Here is an 18,557-nt window from a genome sequence, read left to right as displayed (position 1 = left end):
CCCTTCAGACCGTGGCGGCCTTGCTGCCGTCCAGGCTGGCGCTGGCCAGGATCTGCAGGCAGAGGTCGGGATAGCTGATGCCGCTCGCCTTGGCGGACATGGGCACCAGCGAATGGCTGGTCATGCCGGGCGAGGTATTGATCTCGAGCAGGAAGGGCTGGCTGTCACTGCCACGCACCATTACGTCGACACGGCTCCAGCCGCGGCAGCCCAGCACCAGGTAGGCCTCGAGTGCCATCTGCTGGATGGCACGCTCCTGCTCGGCCGGCAGATCGCTCGGGCACAGGTAGCGCACGTTGTCCTTGAAGTATTTTTCCTCGTAGTTGTAGTCGCCACCCGGCGCCACGATGCGAACCACGGGCAGCGCACGGGCCTGCTCGCCGGTGCCGATGACGGGGCAGGTCAGCTCCTCGCCCACGATCAGGTTCTCGCACAGCACGGCGCTGTCTATGGCGATCACCTCGCGCACGGCGTTGGCGGCTTCTTCCGCGGTCTTGACCTTGTACACGCCGATGGACGATCCCTCGTGCGGCGCCTTGACGATCATCGGCAGGCCGAGCTGCTGCACGGCATCGACCACGAAGGCCACCAGCGCGCCCTCGTCCTGCAGCTTGCGCGAGGCCATCTGCAGGTAGCGCGGCGTGGAAATACCCTCCGACAGCCAGATGCGCTTGGTCATGATCTTGTCCATGCCGACGCTGGAGGCCATCACGCCCGGACCGGTGTAGGGAATGCCCAGCAGTTCCAGCGCACCCTGCACTGTGCCGTCCTCGCCGTAGCGGCCATGCAGCGCAATGAAGCAGCGCGCGAAACCCTCGCGCTTGAGCTCGGACAGGTCGCGCTCGGCCGGATCGAACGGGTGGGCGTCGACGCCGCGGCCGCGCAGCGCCTCAAGCACGCCCTGGCCGGACATCAGCGAAATCTTGCGCTCGGCCGAGCGGCCGCCCATCAGCACGGCGACCTTGCCCAGCGCCTTGACGTCAATGGTGTTCATGGTATTGCTCATGACGGTTCAGGCCTTTTCCTGCAGGGCGGCCAGCTTGCCGGGAACGGCGCCGATGGAGCCGGCACCCATGCTCAGCACCACGTCGCCATCGCGGGCAGCGTGGAGGATTGCTTCGGGCATGTCCTCGATCTTCTCGACGAACACGGGCTCGACCTTGCCTGCCACGCGCAGCGCGCGCATCAGGGCACGGCCGTCGGCGGCCACGATGGGCTCTTCACCAGCGGCATAGACTTCGGCCAGCAGCGCCAGATCGGCCTTGCCGATGACCTTGACGAAGTCCTCGAAACAGTCGCGCGTGCGGCTGTAGCGGTGCGGCTGGAAGGCCAGCACCAGACGGCGGTCGGGGTAGGCCCCGCGGGCGGCAGCGATGGTGGCGGCCATTTCGACCGGATGGTGGCCATAGTCGTCAACCACCAGAAACTCGCCGCCCTCGCGGCAGGGGAAGGGGCCGTAGTGCTGGAAGCGGCGACCCACGCCCTTGAATTCGGACAGGCCCTTGAGCAAGGCCTCATCCGGGATGTTCAGCGCCATCGCCACGCCGATGACCGACAGGGCGTTGAGCACGTTGTGCACGCCGGCCAGATTCAGCTGCACTTGCAGTTCGGGGCCATACAGCTGGCCGTTGTCGTCCTTGCGCTGCACGCGGAAGTGCATCTGGTTGCCGACGGCGCGCACATCCAGCGCACGGATCTGCGCGTCTTCGGACATGCCGTAGGTCGTGACCGGGCAGCCCACCTCGGGCAGGATCTCGCGTGCGGCCGGGCTGTCGATGCACAGCATGGCACGGCCGTAGAAGGGCATGCGGTGCAGGAAATCGACGAAGGCCTTTTTCAGGTTGGCGAAGCTGTGGCCATACGTTTCCATGTGATCGGCGTCGATGTTGGTGACGACCGCCATGATGGGCGACAGGTTCAGGAAGGAAGCATCGGACTCGTCGGCCTCGGCCACGATGTATTCGCCGGTGCCCAGACGGGCGTTGGCGCCGGCGCTGTTCAGGCGGCCGCCAATGACGAAGGTCGGATCCAGCCCCGCCTCGGCCAGCACGCTGGCGACCAGGCTGGTGGTGGTGGTCTTGCCATGGGTGCCGGCGATGGCGATACCCTTGCGCAGGCGCATCAGCTCGGCCAGCATCATGGCGCGCGGCACCACGGGGATGCGCTTCTCGCGGGCAGCGACCACTTCCGGGTTGTCGGCCTTGACGGCGGTGGAGGTGACAACCACGTCCGCGCCCTGGATGTTATCGGCCGCGTGGCCCACATGCGTCTGGATACCGAGCGCGCCCAGGCGGCGCGTGGTGGCGTTGTCGGCCAGGTCGGAACCGGACACGGTGTAGCCCAGGTTGAGCAGCACCTCGGCAATGCCGCTCATGCCCGAGCCGCCGACGCCGACGAAATGAATGTGCTTGACGACGTGTTTCATGCGACGAGCTCCTCGCACACCGCCACGATCGCTCCCGTGGCTTGCAGTTTTTCCATCTTCTTGGCCTTTTGCGCGCGGTCCAGCAGTTCGGCGCGCGTCACGTTCTTCAGAAATTCGGCCAGCCACTCGGGAGTGAGCTGGGTTTGCGGAGCCAGCCAGCCGCCCCCCGCTTCGACCAGGAAGCGGGCGTTGGTGGTCTGGTGGTCATCCACGGCAAAGGGAAAGGGCACGAACACGGCCGGAGCGCCGACGGCGGCAATCTCGGTCACGGTGCTGGCGCCGGCGCGGCAGACGATCACGTCGGCCTCGGCAAAGGCCTGCGCCGTGTCCTCGATGAAAGGCAGCAGCGCGGCATCGACGCCGGCGGCATCATAGGCCTGGCGCAGTGCCTCGATCTGTTTCTCGCCACTCTGGTGCGCCACCCACGGGCGGTGCGTGGCGTCCAGCAGAGCCAGTGCCTTGGGCACGGTCTCGTTCAGCGCCTTGGCGCCCAAGCTGCCGCCCACCACCAGCAGCTTGAGCGGGCCGGTACGCTCGGCAAAGCGCTCGGCCGGCGGTGGCTGGCGCAGGAAGGGTTCGCGCAGCGGGTTGCCCACCCAGCTCACCTTGCCGTCGACGAACGGCGGCCTGGCGGTATGGCCCAGCACGTTCGGGAAGGCTGTGAACACGCGTTTGGCCATCTTCGAGACCAGCTTGTTCGCCATGCCCGGCACCGAGTTCTGCTCGTGCAGCAACACCGGCTTGCCCAGCAGCGCGGCAGCAATGCCGGCCGGCGCCGTCAGATAGCCGCCGAAGCCGATCACCACATCGGGGTTGACGCGGCGGATCACGTCCTTGGCCTGGCCCACGGCACGGCTCAGGCGCAGCGGCAGCTTGAGCAGCGTGGACAGGCCCTTGCCGCGCACGCCGCCGAACTCGACCGGTTCGAAGGCAAAGCCGCGCGCCGGCACCTTTTCGCTTTCCATGCTGTTGGGCGCGCCCAGCCAGTGCACGTTCCAGCCGCGCGCGCGCAGCGCCTCGGCCACGGCCAGGCCGGGGAAAATGTGGCCGCCGGTGCCACCGGCCATGATCAGGGCCGTCTTGCTCGGATGGCTCACAGGCTGCCTCCCTTCATCAGGGTGCGGTTTTCATGGTCGATGCGCAGCACGATGGCCAGCGCGACCAGATTCATCAGGATGGCGGAACCGCCGTAGCTCATCAGCGGCAGCGTCAGACCCTTGGTGGGCAGCGCGCCCAGGTTCACGCCGATGTTGATCAATGCCTGGAAGCCGATCCACAGGCCCACGCCCTGCGCGGCCAGTCCGGCAAAGGTGCGGTCCAGCGCGATTGCCTGGCGGCCGATCTCGATGATGCGGCGCGTTAGCCAGAAGAACAGCACGATCAGGATGGCAATACCGATGAAGCCGAATTCCTCGCCGATGACCGACAACAGGAAGTCGGTATGCGCCTCGGGCAGCCAGTGCAGCTTCTCGACGCTGCCGCCCAGGCCAACGCCGAACAGCTCGCCACGGCCGATCGCGATCAGCGCGTGCGAGAGCTGGTAGCCCTTGCCCAGCGCGTGCTCCATGCTCCACGGATCCAGATAGGCGAACACGCGCTCGCGGCGCCAGGGCGAGGTGGCGATCATCAGCGCGAACACGCCCACCAGGATGATGGCGATCAGGAAGAACATGCGCGCGTTCACGCCGCCCAGGAACAGGATGCCCATGGCGATCACGGCGATCACCATGAAGGCGCCCATGTCGGGCTCGAGCAGCAGCAACACGCCGACCAGGCCCACGGCCACGGCCATCGGCGCCACGGCGCGGATGAAACGCTCCATGTCGCCCATATTGCGCTCGCGCTCCTGCACTTCCATCTTGCGGCGGATGTAGTCGGCGGCGTAGAGCAGCACGGCCAGCTTGGCCAGTTCGGATGGCTGGAAGTTCATGATGCCGAGCGAAATCCAGCGGCGTGCACCGTTCACGCCCTTGCCGATGCCCGGGATCAGCACCGCGATCAGCAGCAGCACGGCCCCGATAAACAGCACCGGCGCCCATTTTTCCCAGACGTTGATCGGCACCTGGAACACGATCAACGCCGCCACGCCGCCCATCAGCAGCGAGAACAGGTGGCGCGTGAGGAAGTGCGATTGCGCGTAATTGGCAAAGCGCGGATTGTCCGGCATGGCGATGGAGGCGGAGAACACCATCACCAGGCCCCACAGCAGCAGCGCCGCGATCACCCAGACCAGCGCCTGGTCCACGCTCACGTTGGCCATGGTCAGCTGCGGCGTGCGGGCGCGTGCATAGGCGGACGCTGGCATGCGCACGGGGATGGCGTTCTCGTCCTTCTCGCGTTGCCACGGCAGCGCCGCGCCGGGACGGGCGAACCGGTCGCGCAGACGTTGCCAGCGGTTGCCGGCGGGATTGCCGGGCAGTACAGCACTCATGCCGCTCCCTCCAGAGAAGCGCCGCGGTCCTCGGCCAGTTGCGCCACGGCGGCGCAGAACTGGTGGGCCCGGTCGGCATAGTCCTTGAACATGTCGAAACTGGCGCAGGCCGGCGACAGCAGCACGGCATCGCCTGCCTGCGCCTGCGCAGCCGCGGTGTTGACGGCGGCCTGCATGCTGTCGGCGTGCAGCAGCGCCACGCCGGTGTCCTTGAGCGCGGTTTCGATCAGCGGCGCGTCGCGGCCGATCAGCACCACGGCGCGGCAGCAGCGCTGCACCGCGGACGCCAGCGGGGCAAAGTCCTGCCCCTTGCCTTCACCGCCCAGGATCACCACCAGGCGGCGGTCGGCGCCCAGACCATTCAGGGCAGCCAGCGTGGCGCCCACATTGGTACCCTTGCTGTCGTCGAAATACTCCACCTGCTCCACGATGCCGACCGGCTCCACGCGGTGCGGCTCGCCGCGGTATTCGCGCAGGCCGTACAACATGGGCGCCAGCGGCGCACCGGTCTGCAGCGCCAGTGCCAGCGCGGCCAGCGCATTGCTGGCGTTGTGGCGGCCGCGGATGCGCAGCGCATCGGCCGGCATCAGGCGCTGGATGAACAGCTCCTCTTCGGCAGCGGCGCGGGCACGCTTGCCCTTGAGCGTTTCGTCCTGCTCGCCGGCACGCACCAGCCAGACCATGCCGTTGACTTCTTCCAGACCGAAATCGCCCGGGCGCGTCGGCATGCCGAAACCGAAGCTGATCAAGTTGCGCTGGAATTCGCCCTTGGCCGCCTTGGTGCCCGGCTGGCTCTGCGGCACCAGCTGCGGCAGCAGCGCCATCACGACCGGATCGTCGCGGTTCAGCACCGCCACGCCCTGCTGGCCGAAGATGTGCGCCTTGGCCTGCACATAGGCCTCCATGCCGCCGTGCCAGTCCAGATGGTCCTGCGATACGTTGAGGATGGTGGCGGCGGTCGGCTCGAAGCTGGTGCAGTCGTTGAGCTGGAAGCTGGACAGTTCCAGCACCCAGGCCTGCGGCAGCGCCTGCGCGTCGATCGCGGCAGACAGGGTATCGAGCAGCGTAGGACCGATGTTGCCGGCCATGGCCACGCTCAGGCCAGCGCGCTCCACCAGCTGCGTGGTGAGCGAGGTGACAGTGGTCTTGCCGTTGGTGCCGGTAATGCCCAGCACCTTGGGGGCATAGCTCTGCTCTTGCTGCAGCGTGCGCAGCGCCTGGGCAAACAGGTCGAGCTCGCCGCCCACCCACAGGCCTTGCGCGCGCGCCGGCTCCAGTACGGCGGCGGTATCCTGCGGCGCCAGACCAGGGCTGACGAAGACGGCACGCACGGAGTTGCCGGCCAGAAGGTCGGCACTGAACGCTCCGGCTACAAAGCGCGCCTGCGGCACCTCCGCCTGCAGCACAGCCAGATTGGGCGGTGCCTCGCGGCTGTCGGCCACGGTCACGCTGGCGCCCTGGCGGGCACACCAGCGCGCCATCGCCAGACCGGAAATGCCCAAGCCCAGAATCAGCACGTTTTTTTGATCAAGAATGCCGCCCATGGTCTTACCTCAGCTTCAGGGTGGACAGGCCGGCCAGGCACAGCAGCATGGTGATGATCCAGAAACGGACCACGACCTGCGTCTCGCGCCAGCCGTTCTTCTCGAAGTGGTGGTGCAGCGGCGCCATCTTGAACAGACGTTGCCCGGTGCCGGTACGCTTCTTGGTGTACTTGAAGTAGGTCACCTGCAGCATCACCGACAGCGCTTCCACCACGAAGATGCCGCCCATGATGGCCAGCACGATTTCCTGGCGCACGATCACGGCGATGGTGCCCAGCGCGCCGCCCAGTGCCAGCGCGCCCACGTCGCCCATGAATACCTGCGCCGGATGGGTGTTGAACCAGAGAAAGGCCAGGCCGGCGCCCATCATCGCGCTGCAGAACACCAGCAATTCGCCCGCCCCCGGGATGTGCGGCAGGAACAGGTAGCCCGAGAACACCTTGCTGCCCGTGACATAGGCGAAAATGCCCAGCGCCGAGCCGACCATCACCACCGGCATGATGGCCAGGCCATCCAGTCCGTCGGTCAGGTTGACGGCGTTGCTGCTGCCAACGATCACCACGAAGGTCAGCGCCACGAAACCGAACACGCCCAGCGGGTAGCTGATCTGCTTGAAGAAGGGCACCATCAGGCCGGCCTTGGGAGGCAGGTTGATGTCGAAGCCGGAGCGGATCCACTCGTACACCAGCTGGATCACGCGGTAGTTGTCGCTCTCGGAGATGCTGAACATCAGGTACAGCGCGGCACCCAGGCCGATCAGCGTCTGCCACAGGAACTTCTCGCGCGAGGGCATGCCCTCGGGATCCTTGCGCACTACCTTGCGCCAGTCATCGGCCCAGCCGATGGCACCAAAGCCCAGCGTCACGATCAACACGATCCAGACGAAGCGGTTGGTCAGGTCGGCCCAGAGGAAGGTCGAAATCGCGATCGACAGCAGGATCAGGATGCCGCCCATGGTGGGCGTGCCGCTCTTGCTCAGGTGGGTTTCCATGCCGTAGCCGCGCACCGGCTGGCCGATCTTCAGCTCGCGCAGGCGGCGGATCACCCAGGGGCCGGCCAGCAGCCCCAGGATCAGCGCAGTCATGGCCGTCATCACCGCACGGAAGGTGAGGTACTGGAAGACGCGCAGGAAACCGTACTGCGGGTACAGCTCCATCAGCCATTGGGTCAGTGCGGGCAGCATGTATTTTCCTTCTTGTCTTGTTGTGCCTGCTGCAGCAGTTCCACCACGCGCTCCATCTGCATGAAGCGCGATCCCTTGACCAGCACGCTGCTCACCTGCGGCAGCAACGCCTGCATTCTGTCGAGCAGCACAGGCATGTCGGCCGGGGCATCACCACAGTGCTGCGCAGCCGGCAATTGCGTCGCCACATGGCGCGCCAGGCTGCCCAGCGTCAGCACCTGCTCGATGCCCTGCTCGCGGGCGTATTGGCCGATTTCCTGATGGAAGGCCTCGCCCTGGTCGCCGACTTCGCCCATGTCGCCCAGCACCAGCAGGCGCGGGGCCGGCAGTTCGCGCAACACCTCGATGGCGGCGCGCACCGAATCCGGATTGGCGTTGTAGCTGTCATCCACCACGGTGAGGGCACGGCCCTGCCACTGCGCCTCGAAGGCACGCGAACGGCCCTTGACCGGCTCGAAGCCGGACAGGCCCTGCGCGATGGCGGGCAGTGCCACGCCGGCGGCCAGCGCGCAGGCGGCAGCAGCGAGGGCATTCTTGACGTTGTGGCGACCGGCCACCTGCAGCGTGAAGGACAGCGGGCCGTGCGGCGTGACCGCCTGCACCTCCCAGTGCGCGCCGACCCAGCTGATCTGCGTGGCGTGCACTTCGGCGCCGCTGGCTGCGTCCAGCGCAAAACGCAAGCTGGGACGCGTGCCGGAGACGGTCTGCCACACGGAGGTGTAGGCGTCGTCTGCGGGGTAGACCGCAATGCCGTCGGCCGGCAGCGCGGTAATCACGCTGCCGTTCTCGTGCGCCACGGCCTCGACCGTGCCCATGAATTCCTGGTGTTCGCGCTGGGCGTTGTTGACCAGCGCCACCGTCGGCGCCGCCATCTGCGCCAGACCGGCGATCTCACCCGGATGGTTCATGCCGAGTTCGACTACGGCCAGACGGTGCGCGTCGCGCAGGCGCAGCAGCGTCAGCGGCACGCCGATGTCGTTGTTGAGGTTGCCCTGGGTCGAGAACGCGGCCTCGCCCACGGCCGCGCGCAGGATGGAGGCAATCATCTGCGTGACGGTGGTCTTGCCGTTGCTGCCGGTCACGGCAATCAGCGGCAGCCTGAACTGCGCTCGCCAGCCGGCGGCCAGTTGGCCCAGCGCCTGCTTGCTGTCGGCCACTTCCAGACCATTCCAGCCCATGGCGGCCAGTTGGCCGGGCTGACACACGGCTGCCACGGCGCCGGCTTCACGCGCCTGCGCCAAGAAGCTGTTGGCATCGAAGCGCTCGCCCTTGAGCGCCACGAACAGGTCGCCCGGCTGCAGCGTGCGCGTATCGGTATGCACGCGCTGCACGGCAGTGGCGCCATCGCCCACCAGAACGGCGTGCGGCAGCCAACGGGCTGCCTGCTCCAGAGTCATCATCGGGGCGTTCATGCGGTGGCCCCTTCCCGGGCCTGTTGCGCCCGCTTGTCCAGTGCCATCTGCACGTGTTCCTGATCCGAGAAATGGGTGCGTTGCCCGTTGATTTCCTGATAATCCTCATGCCCCTTGCCGGCCACCAGCACCACGTCCTGCGGCGCTGCCTGCTGCACCGCCGCCGCAATCGCCAGCGCGCGGTCGACCTGCACCAGCACGCCGTTGGTCTGCTCCAGCCCGCACAGCACCTGCGCGATGATGGCCTTGGGGTCTTCGGTACGCGGGTTGTCGCTGGTCACCACCACGCGGTCGGCGCCGCGCTCGGCAGCCTGTGCCATCAGCGGGCGCTTGGCCGGATCGCGGTCGCCACCGCAGCCGAACACGCACCAGAGCTGGCCGCCACGCTGCTGCGCCAGCGGACGCAGCGCCTCCAGCGCCTTTTCGATCGCATCGGAGGTGTGGGCATAGTCCACCGCCACCAGCGGCTGGCCTGCGGCGGTGAGGCATTCCATGCGGCCGGGCACCGGCAGCAGGCCGCTGCAGGCCGGCACCGCCTGGGCAAGCGGCACCTGCAGCGCGCGCAGCGAGGCCAGCACGCCCAGCATGTTGGCAACGTTGTACTGGCCGATCAGCGCGGTGCGCAGCAGCTGGCTCTCGCCGCCCTCTTCCACCAGCGTGAACACCAGGCCCTGCGCGTCATAGTGGATGTCGCGCGCCTCCAGACGTGCCGGCTTGCCTTCGCAGGAGACGGTCCAGACATCGAGCGCACCGCCCGCCAGTTCCTGGGCCAGATGCTCGCCTTGGGCGTCGTCGACATTGATGACGGCGGCCTGCAGGCCTTCCCAGTCGAACAGTGCGCGCTTGGCCTGCCAGTAGGCTTGCATGCTGCCGTGATAGTCGAGATGGTCCTGCGTGAAGTTGGTGAACAGCGCCACGCGGATACGGGTGCCGTCCAGACGGTGCTCGGCAATGCCGATGGAAGACGCTTCCATCACGCAGGCCTGCACGCCCTGCTGCACGAACTGGCGCAGCTGGCCCTGCAGCAGTACCGGATCGGGCGTGGTCAGGCCGGTGTAGCTCAGCTCGGCCTGGCCATTGACGAAGCGGCCCACGCCCAGCGTGCCGACCAGGCCGCAGCCATGCGAGCGGCCGTCCAGTGCGGCGACCTGCGACAGCGCCTGCGCCAGCCACCAGGCGGTGCTGGTCTTGCCGTTGGTGCCGGTGGCGGCAATCACAGCCAGGGCGTCGGACGGATGGCCGTAGAACTCGGCGCCCACCAGCGCTGTGGCACGCTTGAGGCCGACATAGGCCGCCACGCGGCCCGCCACCTGCGCTTGCGCCTGCGGCTGTGCAAAGTCGAAGGCATCCACGCCCTCGGCTTCCACCAGGCAGGCGGCAGCGCCACGCTCCAGCGCAGCCAGCACATGGGCACGCGCATCATGCGCCGCGCCCGGCCAGGCCACGAAGGCATCGCCGAGCTGGATCTTGCGGCTGTCGGTGCGCAGCACGGACGCGTGCTGGCGCAACCATTGCGCCGCTTGCTGCGGCGTCGTCAACAGGGGCAGGAGGTTCTTGTCTGTCATAGCGACTCCTGCGGAGCATCGGTAATCACACCCGGCTGCACCGACATGTCGGGCTGTACGCCGAGAATGCGCAGCGTCTGCTGCACCACCTCGCTGAACACCGGAGCGGCCACGACACCTCCGTAGATGCTGCCGCGAGGCTCGTCGATCATCACGCCCACCACGATGCGGGGCGACTCAATCGGCGACACGCCCACGAACGAGGCACGGTATTTCTGCGAGGAATAGCCACGGCCTTCCTGCTTGCGCGCGGTGCCGGTCTTGCCGCCCACCGAGTAGCCGACGGTCTGGGCCTGCTGCGCGGTGCCGCCGGGCAGCGTCACGAGGTGCAGCATGTGCATCACCTGCTTGGCCACCTTCGGGCTGTAGACGCGCTTGCCCTCGCTCTTCTCGAGCGGCTTGAACTTGCCGGTGCTGTCCACCACGCCGTCACGCACCAGGGTGACCGGCATCATCACGCCATCGCGCGCGAACACCGAGTAGGCACGCGTCAGCTGGAACAGGCTGGCGGACAGGCCGTAGCCGTAGCTCATGGTGGCCTTTTCCACTTCGCGCCAGCTCTTGTACGGGCGCAGGCGGCCGGCAGCCATGCCGGGGAACGGCAGGTCGGGCTTCTGGCCCAGGCCGATGTTGCTGAAGTTCTCCCACATGTCCTCGCCGGTGAGGCGCTGGGAGATCTTGACGGTGCCGACGTTGCTCGACTTCTGCACCACGCCATCGACCGTGAGCGTGCCATAGCCATGGGTATCGCCGATGCTGGCGGTGCCGATGGTCATGCGGCCGTTGCCGGTGGCAATCAGCGTGTTCGGGGTCACCTTGCCCTGCTGCAGTGCCAGTGCCACGGTCACCGGCTTCATGGTGGAGCCGGGCTCGTAGATGTCGGTGAGCGCGCGGTTGCGCAGCTGCTCGCCGGACAGGTTCTTGCGGTTGTTCGGGTCGTAGCTCGGGTAGTTGGCCAGCGCCAGCACCTCGCCGGTCTGCACGTCGAGCACCACCACGCTGCCACCCTTTGCGTTGTAGGCCTGCACGGCGTCGCGCAACTTCTGCCAGGCAAAGTACTGCACCTTGCTGTCGATGGTCAGGTGGATGTCCTGGCCGTCGGTGGGCGGCACCTGTTCGCCCACGCCCTCGATCACGCGGCCGAGGCGGTCCTTGATCACGCGACGCGAGCCGGGCTTGCCGGCCAGCTGGGTGTTGAAGGTGCGCTCCATGCCCTCCTGCCCCTTGTCCTCCACGTCGGTAAAGCCGACGATGTGGGCCACGGCCTCGCCCTCGGGGTACTGGCGGCGGTATTCCTTGCGCTGGTAGATGCCCTTGATGTGCAGGTCGGCAATCTGCTTGGCGATGGATTCATCGACCTGGCGCTTGATATAGACGAAGTTCTTGTTCTCGATATCGAGGCGCTTCTCGATGTCCTTCATCGGCATGCCGAGCAGCTTGGCCATCTTCTGCAGCTTGGCAGCGTCTTCCTCCTGGTCCACCTCCTCGGGGAAAGCCCAGATGCTTTCGGCCGGCACGCTGGAAGCCAGGATCAGGCCGTTGCGATCCAGGATGCGGCCGCGGTTGGCAGGCATCTCGAGCGTGCGCGCAAAGCGCACCTCGCCCTGGCGCAGGAAGAAGTCGTTGCCGAAGATCTGCACGTAGGCGGCGCGGCCCGCCATGATGGCAAAGCCCAGTGCCAGCCCGCCCACCAGCAGGCGGCTGCGCCAGACCGGCGTGCGGCTGGTCAGCAGCGGGTTGGCACCCAGCGAGACGTTCTTCACGCCCTTGACGCTGGTGACCCCCTTGAGGCTGCGCTGCAGAGCGCGGTCCTGACGGTCCTGGCGATCCTGGCGGCCGAAACGGATCATGGCTTCCTCCCGGCCGCGCTGGTCTGCCCCGCGGCAGCCACGGGCGTGCTCACCGTCACCTGCCCGTTGCGGATGGTGACGTACTGGGTGATGGAAGGCGTGGCCTCGCGCATGGCCAGCTGTTCGCGGGCAATGCCCTGCACGCGCAGGGCGGCGGTCTGGGCGCGCTTCTGCACCTCGAGCGTCTCGCGCTCGGTGGTGAGCTTGCGCGCCGCGGCCTGGGTCTTGTCCATGGCGGTATACACGGTGCGCGACTCGTACTGCAGCTGCACCAGATAGAAGGCGCTGCCGAGCACGGCCGCGAGCAGAATCATGTTGAGGCGCATCATGCCGGCACCTCGGTACGGGTGGCGTAGCGCAGCACGGCGCTGCGCGAACGCGGGTTATCCTGCACTTCCTGGGCAGTGGGACGCAGACGCGTCACATCGGTCAGACGCATGGGCGCGGGCGCACGCGCAAAGGCCGCCGGCATGCGGCGGTCGAATACTTCACGCGAGTGCTGCACCATGAACTGCTTGACGATGCGGTCTTCCAGCGAATGGAAGCTGATCACCACCAGGCGCCCGCCCGGCTTGAGCAGGCGCAGCGTGGCCTTCAGCGTCTGCTGCAGCTCTTCAAGCTCTGCGTTGATGAAAATCCTAAGAGCCTGAAATGTCCGCGTTGCAGGGTCCTGACCCGGCTCGCGGGTTTTGACCGCACCAGCCACGAGCTGGGCCAGTTCTGCGGTGCCTGCAACAGGGCCCCGCTCCTGTCTGCGAGCAACAATCGCCTTTGCAATCTGTTGAGCAAACCGTTCTTCGCCGTAATCACGTATCACCTCCGCAATCTGGTCCGTCTCGGCATGGGCGAGCCATTCGGCCACACTCTCGCCGCGCGTCGGATCCATGCGCATGTCCAGCGGGCCCTCGAAACGGAACGAGAAGCCGCGCGCCGGGTTGTCAATCTGTGGGGAACTCACGCCCAGGTCGAGCAGCACGCCATCCACGCTGTGCGCCGGCAGCTCTTCCATGCCGGTGAAGCTGTCGTGGCGGATGGAGAAGCGGCTGTCGTCGATGGCGTTGGCATGGGCCACGGCCTCGGGATCCTTGTCGAAGGCGATGACGCGGCCCTGCTCGTTGAGCTGCCCGAGGATGGCACGGGTATGGCCGCCGCGACCGAAGGTGCCGTCGACGTAGCAGCCGGCAGGGTCGTGCACCAAGGCTTCGACCGCCTCACCCAGCATGACTGTGGTGTGTTTCCAGTTGGCGTCCATGCCGACCCCTCAGAAGACGAGATCCTGCAGCGCTGCAGGCAGGGGCTGCTGACGTGCCAGGGCTTCCTTGGCGGTGTAAACGCCCTTGTCCCACAGCTCGAAATGGCTGCCGTTGCCGAGCAGCAGGGCTTCCTTGCCCATCATGGCGGCCTCGCGCAGTTCGGGCGAGAGCAACACGCGGCCGGTGTTCTCGTCCATGTCGAGGCCCAGCGCATTGCTCAGCACGATGCGCTTTTGCCAGGCGGCCGACATCGGCCAGGCCGCCACACGTTCACGGAACTGCACCCACTCGTTCTCGGGGAACAGCAGCAGGCAGTCTTCCTGGAAGTGGCGCGTGATGTGCAGCTTGCCCTGGGCGGCCTCCAACAGGGCGGCACGATACTTGGTCGGTATCGCAATCCGTCCTTTGGCATCCACCGAGAGGGAAGAAGCACCTTCAAACACGCCAGAATTCCTGAAACAGCTCCAAAAACAGGTGGCCAGCGGCAATATTCACCACTTAAATCCACTTTTCGACACTGTATCAGGAAACAAGACCCGGAACAATCGTCCGGGTCGTGATTTTTTTAATGAAATCAACCACTTACGCCGCGTTTTGCAGCCATCCGAGCGAAAAATGGCTGCAAAAATAACGACTTGGGTCAGGCTCTCAAAGTTTTGCTTGAGACAGAAAAACTGATTACAGAATGTATCTGCTCAGATCCTCGTCACGGGACAGTTCGCCCAGCTTGCCATCGACGTAGGCAGCGTCGATCTGCAGGGTCTGCCCGGCCAGCTTGACGGCGTCGAAACTGACTTCTTCGAGCAGGCGCTCCATCACGGTGGAGAGGCGGCGCGCGCCAATGTTCTCGGTGCGCTCGTTCACGTCGGCGGCGATCTGCGCCAGACGCGTGATGCCCTCGGGAGCGAACTCCAGTGTAACGCCTTCCGTGGCCAACAGGGCCTGGTACTGCTTGATCAGCGAAGCCTGTGTCTGCGTCAGGATGGCCTCGAAATCGGCCACCGACAGGCTCTGCAGTTCGACGCGGATCGGGAAGCGGCCCTGCAGTTCGGGGATCAGGTCGCTCGGCTTGCTCAGGTGGAAGGCGCCCGAAGCCACGAACAGGATGTGGTCGGTCTTGATCATGCCGTACTTGGTGCTGACGGTAGTACCCTCTACCAGCGGCAACAGATCGCGCTGCACGCCCTGGCGCGACACGTCGGCGCCGCTGCGCTCGGCACTGCCGGCCACCTTGTCGATCTCGTCGATGAAGACGATGCCGTTCTGCTCGGCGTTCTCCATGGCCTGGGTGCGGATCTCGTCCTCGTTCACCAGCTTGCCGGCCTCCTCGTCGATCAGCTGGCGCATGGCTTCGGCCACCTTGACGCGGCGCGTCTTGCGCTTGTCCTGCCCCATGGCGCTGAACATGCCCTTGAGCTGCTCGGCCATTTCTTCCATGCCGGCCGGGCCCATGATCTGCATGGCGGGCGCAGGATCGAGCAGGTCGATCTCGATTTCCTTGTCGTCGAGCTGGCCCTCGCGCAGCTTCTTGCGGAAGGCCTGGCGCGTGGCGTTGTCAGTGGAGCTGGACGCGACCGGATACTCGCCCACCGGGCGCGCGGGCGGCAGCAGTGCATCGAGAATGCGCTCCTCGGCGGCGTCCTCGGCCTTGGCGCGCATGCGGCGCATGGCCTGCTCGCGCGTCTGCTTGACCGACACTTCGACCAGATCGCGCACGATGGAGTCCACATCCTTGCCGACATAGCCGACTTCGGTGAACTTGGTGGCCTCGACCTTGATGAAGGGTGCATCGGCCAGACGTGCCAGGCGGCGGGCGATCTCGGTCTTGCCGACGCCGGTCGGGCCGATCATCAGGATGTTCTTGGGCGTGATTTCGGGGCGCAGCTTCTCGTCGACCTGCTGGCGGCGCCAGCGGTTGCGCATGGCGATGGCGACGGCGCGCTTGGCCTGGTTCTGGCCAACGATGTGGCGGTCGAGTTCGGAGACGATTTCCTGGGGGGTCATGGAGGACATGGTGCTAGCTCAGGCCGGGAAGTCCAGCGTTTCGATCGTGTGGTTCAGGTTGGTGTAGATGCAGATGTCGCCGGCAATCCGGAGCGACTCGCGCACCACCTGTTCGGCGGACATGTCGGTGTGCTCGATCAACGCGCGGGCAGCCGACTGCGCATAGGCGCCGCCGGAGCCGATGGCCACGATGCCCAGTTCGGGTTCGAGCACGTCGCCATTGCCGGTGATGATGAGGGAGGCTTCGCGGTTGGCCACGGCCAGCATGGCCTCGAGCCGGCGCAGCACGCGGTCGGTGCGCCAGTCCTTGGTCAGCTCGACGGCGGCTCGCGTGAGATTGCCCTGGTATTTCTCGAGCTTGGCCTCGAAACGCTCGAACAGGGTAAAGGCGTCGGCGGTGGCGCCGGCAAAGCCGGCCAGCACCTGGCCGTTGTAGAGCTTGCGCACCTTGCGGGCCGAGCCCTTGACGACAATATGGCCTAGCGTGACCTGGCCGTCGCCGCCAATGGCGACCTGCAGGCCCTGGGGCGTCTGGCGACGCACGCTGAGAATGGTGGTTCCGTGATACTGTTCCATGGCGACTCAGATGGGGATGACCGCCCGGCTTTGCAAGCGCGCAGGCGGTGATCTTTCATTCTGGACGCGCAGTGTGACAGTGGACGGACACAGGCGCAGTCAACGTACAGGGCCGCACCAGCTCGACGCCCGTACCGTCTTTAAAAACCGGGAAAGCCCCTCTGGCAGCGCCATCCAGGGCCGGGGCAGCCGTCTGGCTCAGTCCCCGAACAGCTTCTGCTTCATCTCGCGGCGCTGTTGCGCCTCGAGCGACAGCGTGGCCGTGGGGCGCGCCAGCAAGCGGCCGATGCCGATCGGCTCGCCGGTTTCGTCGCAGTAGCCGTAGTCGCCGGCGTCGATCAGCGCGATGGACTGCTCGATCTTCTTGAGCAGCTTGCGCTCGCGGTCGCGCGTGCGCAGTTCGAGCGCGTGCTCTTCCTCGATGGTGGCGCGGTCGGCCGGATCGGGCGTGACCACGGCGTCTTCACGCAGGTGCTCGGCGGTCTGGCCGGCATTGCTCAGGATATCGTCCTTCAGCAGCGTCAGCTTGTGGCGGAAGAAGGCCATCTGCGCGTTGTTCATGTATTCGGACTCGGGCATGGCCAGCACTTCGGCATCGGAGAGCTCTTCCGGAGCCTTTTTCTTCCAGTTGTTGGCGAGTTTGGCGTCTTTTTTCAGGGACGTGTCAGTCATGTCAGTCGATCGGGAACGGGAAACTGCCGCAGCGGGCTGCGGCTCTGGGTTGCCGGCGGTAAGGACGGCCTCATCAGGGGTGATACCGGCCGCCACTGCCTTCTTGCGCGGCGCTGCCTTGCCAGTGGCGGCGCGCGCAGCCGGCTTGGACTGCGAATGGGTGGCCATGGTGTCTCCCCCTTGTCTTGTTGTTGCCTCGCCTGATCGGCCGGGATGCCTGTCAGGTGGCAAATAAGCGATTTTCGCTAATTATGGGCGCTAAAAAAGCAGGGATTGTATGGGTTTTACGTGACATGTCGATGGCGCACCGCAATCCGCACGGATGCGGTGCGGTATGTCACACCTCGCACTGCTTCAGACCCTGCTCGAGAATCTCGCGCGGCAGCTCGACGCCGATGAACACCATCTTGCTCTCGCGCTGTTCGTCCTTGCCCCATTCCGGGCCCAGGTCGCTGCCCATGAGCTGGTGCACGCCCTGGAAGATCACCTTGCGGTTGGTGCCCTTCATGTCGAGCACGCCCTTGTAGCGGTACATCTTGGGGCCGTAGATCTGCACGATGGCGCCGAGGAAATCCTCCAGCTTGGCCGGATCGAAGGGGCGACGCGCGCGGTAGACGAAACTCTTCACGTCGTCATCGTGGTGATGATGGTGGGCGTGGTGGTGGCCCTTGTGGTTGCAGGGCTCGTCCTTGGCGTGGTGGTGATCGCAATCGTCGGCGTGCTTGTGGCCGTGGTGGTTGCAGGCTTCGCCTTCGGCATGCTGGTGATCGCAGTCCTCGGCGTGCTTGTGGCCGTGATGGTTGCAAGCCTCTCCTTCCGCGTGGTGGTGATCGCAATCCTCCGCGTGCTGGTGGCCATGGTGGTTGCAGGCCTCGCCTTCGGCGTGGTGATGATCGCAGTCGTGCGCATGGCCGTGGTGGTGATGGTCGTCGGCCTCCATGAACTCGGGATAGATCTCGAGCGCGGCATTGAGGTTGAAGCCGCGCAGGTCCAGCACCTCGTTCAGCGGCACTTCGCCGAAGTGCACCACCTTCTGCGGCGCACGCGGGTTCATGGCGCGCAGGCGGTTCTGCAGGTCGAGCAGTTCCTGCTTGCTGACCAGATCGGCCTTGCTGATGAACAGCTGGTCGGCAAAACCGACCTGGCGCTGCGCTTCCAGGCGCTCGTCGAGCTGGTGTTGCGCGTGCTTGGCATCGACCAGCGTGACGATGGAATCGAGCAGGTAGCTCTCGGCGACTTCGTCGTCCATGAAGAAGGTCTGTGCCACTGGGCCGGGATCGGCCATGCCGGTGGTTTCGATGATGACGCGCTCGAAATCGAGCAGGCCCTTGCGCTTCTTGGCGGCCAGCAGCTGCAGCGTGGCGCGCAGGTCGTCGCGGATGGTGCAGCAGACGCAGCCATTGCTCATCTGGATGATCTGCTCCTGCGTGTCGGACACCAGGATCTCGTTGTCGATGTTCTCTTCGCCGAACTCGTTTTCGATGACGGCGATTTTCTGGCCGTGCGCCTCGGTCAGCACGCGCTTGAGCAGCGTGGTCTTGCCGGAGCCGAGGAAGCCGGTGAGGATGGTGGCGGGGATGAGGGCCATACTTGTTCAACCATACGCACAGCCTTAGGCTGCACAAGAATTAGATAGATGTCG

16 protein-coding genes are annotated in these 18,557 nt (G+C 66.0%); all 16 read right to left on the bottom strand.

The features are described from left to right. Positions 1–4: 4 nt before the first annotated feature. Positions 5–1,006 (bottom strand): D-alanine--D-alanine ligase, encoded by a 1,002-nt coding sequence (locus ACX36O_RS01105; protein WP_213362438.1) that lies wholly within the window; start codon positions 1,004–1,006, stop codon positions 5–7. A gap of 6 nt (positions 1,007–1,012) precedes the next feature. After that, entirely contained in the window at positions 1,013–2,425 is a 1,413-nt protein-coding gene (gene murC / locus ACX36O_RS01100) for a UDP-N-acetylmuramate--L-alanine ligase (protein ID WP_213362437.1), read from the bottom strand. Beyond that, on the bottom strand, positions 2,422–3,522 hold the full coding sequence (gene murG, locus ACX36O_RS01095; protein WP_284069730.1) for an undecaprenyldiphospho-muramoylpentapeptide beta-N-acetylglucosaminyltransferase: 1,101 nt from the start codon (positions 3,520–3,522) through the stop codon (positions 2,422–2,424). Before murG ends, murC begins: the two co-directional genes overlap by 4 nt. Beyond that, the gene (gene ftsW / locus ACX36O_RS01090; RefSeq protein WP_213362436.1) at positions 3,519–4,856 is read right to left on the bottom strand and encodes a putative lipid II flippase FtsW; all 1,338 of its coding nucleotides are present in this window, start codon (positions 4,854–4,856) and stop codon (positions 3,519–3,521) included. The genes murG and ftsW overlap by 4 nt, the downstream gene beginning before the upstream one ends. Beyond that, positions 4,853–6,400, bottom strand: coding sequence for a UDP-N-acetylmuramoyl-L-alanine--D-glutamate ligase (murD, locus tag ACX36O_RS01085; RefSeq protein ID WP_213362435.1), 1,548 nt, complete (start codon positions 6,398–6,400; stop codon positions 4,853–4,855). Before murD ends, ftsW begins: the two co-directional genes overlap by 4 nt. A gap of 4 nt (positions 6,401–6,404) precedes the next feature. After that, a complete protein-coding gene (mraY, locus tag ACX36O_RS01080) occupies positions 6,405–7,583 on the bottom strand; it encodes a phospho-N-acetylmuramoyl-pentapeptide-transferase (protein ID WP_213362434.1) in 1,179 nt (392 codons plus the stop codon). Further along, positions 7,568–8,983, bottom strand: coding sequence for a UDP-N-acetylmuramoyl-tripeptide--D-alanyl-D-alanine ligase (locus tag ACX36O_RS01075; protein WP_213362817.1), 1,416 nt, complete (start codon positions 8,981–8,983; stop codon positions 7,568–7,570). The genes mraY and ACX36O_RS01075 overlap by 16 nt, the downstream gene beginning before the upstream one ends. An 8-nt stretch (positions 8,984–8,991) precedes the next feature. Next, positions 8,992–10,560 carry a UDP-N-acetylmuramoyl-L-alanyl-D-glutamate--2,6-diaminopimelate ligase gene (locus ACX36O_RS01070; protein WP_213362431.1) on the bottom strand — a complete coding sequence of 523 codons (1,569 nt, stop codon included), beginning with the start codon at positions 10,558–10,560 and terminating at the stop codon, positions 8,992–8,994. Beyond that, positions 10,557–12,410 carry a peptidoglycan D,D-transpeptidase FtsI family protein gene (locus ACX36O_RS01065; RefSeq protein ID WP_213362429.1) on the bottom strand — a complete coding sequence of 618 codons (1,854 nt, stop codon included), beginning with the start codon at positions 12,408–12,410 and terminating at the stop codon, positions 10,557–10,559. The genes ACX36O_RS01070 and ACX36O_RS01065 overlap by 4 nt, the downstream gene beginning before the upstream one ends. Continuing rightward, positions 12,407–12,739: a cell division protein FtsL gene (ftsL, locus tag ACX36O_RS01060; protein ID WP_213362427.1), complete on the bottom strand. Its 333-nt coding sequence runs from the start codon at positions 12,737–12,739 to the stop codon at positions 12,407–12,409. Before ftsL ends, ACX36O_RS01065 begins: the two co-directional genes overlap by 4 nt. Continuing rightward, positions 12,736–13,662, bottom strand: coding sequence for a 16S rRNA (cytosine(1402)-N(4))-methyltransferase RsmH (rsmH, locus tag ACX36O_RS01055; protein ID WP_213362425.1), 927 nt, complete (start codon positions 13,660–13,662; stop codon positions 12,736–12,738). Before rsmH ends, ftsL begins: the two co-directional genes overlap by 4 nt. A gap of 9 nt (positions 13,663–13,671) precedes the next feature. Further along, entirely contained in the window at positions 13,672–14,106 is a 435-nt protein-coding gene (locus tag ACX36O_RS01050) for a division/cell wall cluster transcriptional repressor MraZ (protein ID WP_213362424.1), read from the bottom strand. Between the two features lie 235 nt (positions 14,107–14,341). Then, entirely contained in the window at positions 14,342–15,676 is a 1,335-nt protein-coding gene (gene hslU, locus ACX36O_RS01045; protein WP_213362422.1) for an ATP-dependent protease ATPase subunit HslU, read from the bottom strand. A 9-nt stretch (positions 15,677–15,685) separates the two neighbouring features. Then, positions 15,686–16,243, bottom strand: coding sequence for an ATP-dependent protease subunit HslV (hslV, locus tag ACX36O_RS01040; protein WP_213362421.1), 558 nt, complete (start codon positions 16,241–16,243; stop codon positions 15,686–15,688). 198 nt (positions 16,244–16,441) lie between these two features. Then, complete coding sequence (dksA, locus tag ACX36O_RS01035; RefSeq protein ID WP_250131085.1) at positions 16,442–17,083, bottom strand: RNA polymerase-binding protein DksA; 642 nt, start codon at positions 17,081–17,083, stop codon at positions 16,442–16,444. 169 nt (positions 17,084–17,252) lie between these two features. Further along, positions 17,253–18,503, bottom strand: coding sequence for a CobW family GTP-binding protein (locus ACX36O_RS01030; protein WP_213362420.1), 1,251 nt, complete (start codon positions 18,501–18,503; stop codon positions 17,253–17,255). Positions 18,504–18,557: the final 54 nt, after the last annotated feature.

The sequence above is a fragment of the Brachymonas sp. KE5 genome (genome assembly GCF_057773645.1).
This window is presented reverse-complemented; position numbering and strand designations above follow the sequence as displayed.

Excerpts from the sequence above, each read along its gene's own strand:
- ACX36O_RS01105 (WP_213362438.1), bottom strand. The coding sequence starts at position 1,006 with ATGAGCAATACCATGAACACCATTGACGTCAAGGCGCTGGGCAAGGTC.
- murC (WP_213362437.1), bottom strand. The coding sequence starts at position 2,425 with ATGAAACACGTCGTCAAGCACATTCATTTCGTCGGCGTCGGCGGCTCG.
- ftsW (WP_213362436.1), bottom strand. The coding sequence starts at position 4,856 with ATGAGTGCTGTACTGCCCGGCAATCCCGCCGGCAACCGCTGGCAACGT.
- murD (WP_213362435.1), bottom strand. The coding sequence starts at position 6,400 with ATGGGCGGCATTCTTGATCAAAAAAACGTGCTGATTCTGGGCTTGGGC.
- mraY (WP_213362434.1), bottom strand. The coding sequence starts at position 7,583 with ATGCTGCCCGCACTGACCCAATGGCTGATGGAGCTGTACCCGCAGTAC.
- ACX36O_RS01075 (WP_213362817.1), bottom strand. The coding sequence starts at position 8,983 with ATGATGACTCTGGAGCAGGCAGCCCGTTGGCTGCCGCACGCCGTTCTG.
- ACX36O_RS01070 (WP_213362431.1), bottom strand. The coding sequence starts at position 10,560 with ATGACAGACAAGAACCTCCTGCCCCTGTTGACGACGCCGCAGCAAGCG.
- ACX36O_RS01065 (WP_213362429.1), bottom strand. The coding sequence starts at position 12,410 with ATGATCCGTTTCGGCCGCCAGGATCGCCAGGACCGTCAGGACCGCGCT.
- ftsL (WP_213362427.1), bottom strand. The coding sequence starts at position 12,739 with ATGATGCGCCTCAACATGATTCTGCTCGCGGCCGTGCTCGGCAGCGCC.
- rsmH (WP_213362425.1), bottom strand. The coding sequence starts at position 13,662 with ATGGACGCCAACTGGAAACACACCACAGTCATGCTGGGTGAGGCGGTC.
- hslU (WP_213362422.1), bottom strand. The coding sequence starts at position 15,676 with ATGTCCTCCATGACCCCCCAGGAAATCGTCTCCGAACTCGACCGCCAC.
- hslV (WP_213362421.1), bottom strand. The coding sequence starts at position 16,243 with ATGGAACAGTATCACGGAACCACCATTCTCAGCGTGCGTCGCCAGACG.
- dksA (WP_250131085.1), bottom strand. The coding sequence starts at position 17,083 with ATGGCCACCCATTCGCAGTCCAAGCCGGCTGCGCGCGCCGCCACTGGC.
- ACX36O_RS01030 (WP_213362420.1), bottom strand. The coding sequence starts at position 18,503 with ATGGCCCTCATCCCCGCCACCATCCTCACCGGCTTCCTCGGCTCCGGC.